This is a genomic window from Azotobacter armeniacus (assembly GCF_054779355.1).
In genome coordinates this window covers 1-1,570 of record NZ_BAAGYK010000119.1, presented here as the reverse complement: position 1 = coordinate 1,570, position 1,570 = coordinate 1, and the positions used below count along the sequence as shown (strand labels likewise).

Below are 1,570 nucleotides of genomic sequence, written 5' to 3'. Positions count from 1 at the left end.
GGACGCCCGGGTCTATGCCGGGCTGTTCGACGGTGCGGAGCGGGCCAGCCTGGAGCTCGGCGGACAACGCCACGCCTACGTGCATCTGGCGCGCGGCGCGCTGAGCGTCAACGGCCAGCGCCTGGAAGCCGGCGACGGCCTGCGCGTCCGCCGCGCCGAACGGCTGGAATTTGCCGACGGCTAGCAGGCCGAGGTGCTGGTCTTCGACCTGCGCCCCAACGAACGGCCGCGGATGGCGTGAACGGTACCCACGGTGGCCCCTGCTGGCAGCGCTGGGTATACGCCCGGCGAAAGAACCGCAACCCATCGCTCACTGGCGCTCTTGAAGGAGTCCTCATGAAAGCACTGCAATTTTCCCAAACCGGCGATCTGTCTGCGCTGCGTTATCTCGACCTGCCGACGCCGGTCCCTGCCGCCGGCGAGGTGCTGGTGGAGGTCAGAGCCAGCGGACTGAATCCGAGCGACGTGAAGAACGTGCTCGGACGTTTCCCCTACACCACCCTGCCCCGTATTCCCGGCCGGGACTTTGCCGGCGTCGTGGTGCAAGGCCCGCCGCCCCTGCTGGGCAAAGCGGTGTGGGGGACGGGCAAGGAGCTGGGCTTCTATAACGACGGCACCCATGCTGCCTACGTGAAGCTGCCCGCCGACGGTGTGGCGCTCAAACCTGCGTCCCTGAGCTTCAGCCAGGCCGCCAGCCTCGGCGTGCCCTATACCACCGCGTGGGATGCCCTGGAGCGTAGCGGCGTGGGCCGTGGCACGCGGCTGCTGGTGATCGGCGCCGGCGCGGTGGGCCGTGCGGCCCTGGCACTGGCCAGGGTGCGGGGCGCGCACGTGCTGGGTGCGGCGCGCCGTGAGGAACAGCGGCTGGCTCTGCAGGCCCAGGGGTTTGAAACGCTGCCGCTGAGCACTCCGGAAGCCCTGCCCAGCCAGGTCGAACAGGTGTTCGAAGGCGGTGCGCAGGTGATCTTCGATACCACCGGCTTTTGGCTCGCCGCCGCGGTCCCGGCGCTGGCGACCTTTGGCCGCGTCGCGATTATCGCGGCGCCGGTCGACGGCCAGGTACAGTTGCCCGCGCTGGACCTATATCGCCGCGGCGGCTCGGTGGTGGGCGTCAACTCGCTACTCTACGGCTGCGCCGAATGCGCGCGAATGCTGGAACGCTTCAACCGGCATTTCGACGACGGCACTCTGCCCGCTCCGGAGGGGTTGATCGAGTCCCCCCTCGCCGAGGGCCCGGCGCGTTATGCCGACGTCGACGAAGGGCGCAGCGAGAAGGTGATCCTGATTCCCTGAACCGGACCGGTTGGCGTTCGCCGCTTTGCAGGCCCGGCGCGGGCGCTTACCGAACGGGGTGTCGAAGCCCCTCTCCTGGACAGGCAGGGGGCGTCTTAGTAAATGCTCGATCCAGCAGCGGCGCGGCTTTGCGCTTGGCTGTGGCCGCAGGAAGCTCCCTCATGACCGTTTTTGAAACTCGAGGTGACCAACGCTGGCTGCGGGCTGCTTTCTCGCGACGGCCTCTCGAAAAGGATCGTTTTGTCGGTCCGTTGCAGGGCTATCCACCAAAGGTGTA

General features: G+C 68.0%; 2 protein-coding genes. Both read left to right on the top strand.

From position 1 onward, the window contains the following. The coding region (locus tag ACYVD0_RS16185) for a pirin family protein (RefSeq protein ID WP_460427763.1) at nt 1–184 on the top strand (184 nt) is incomplete at its 5' end. Nucleotides 185–336: 152 nt separating this feature from the next. Then, nucleotides 337–1,293, top strand: coding sequence for a quinone oxidoreductase family protein (locus tag ACYVD0_RS16180; protein WP_460427762.1), 957 nt, complete (start codon nt 337–339; stop codon nt 1,291–1,293). Nucleotides 1,294–1,570: the final 277 nt, after the last annotated feature.

What these genes read in the sequence shown, in the direction of transcription:
- ACYVD0_RS16180 (WP_460427762.1), top strand. Translation starts at nt 337, where the DNA reads ATGAAAGCACTGCAATTTTCCCAAACCGGCGATCTGTCTGCGCTGCGT.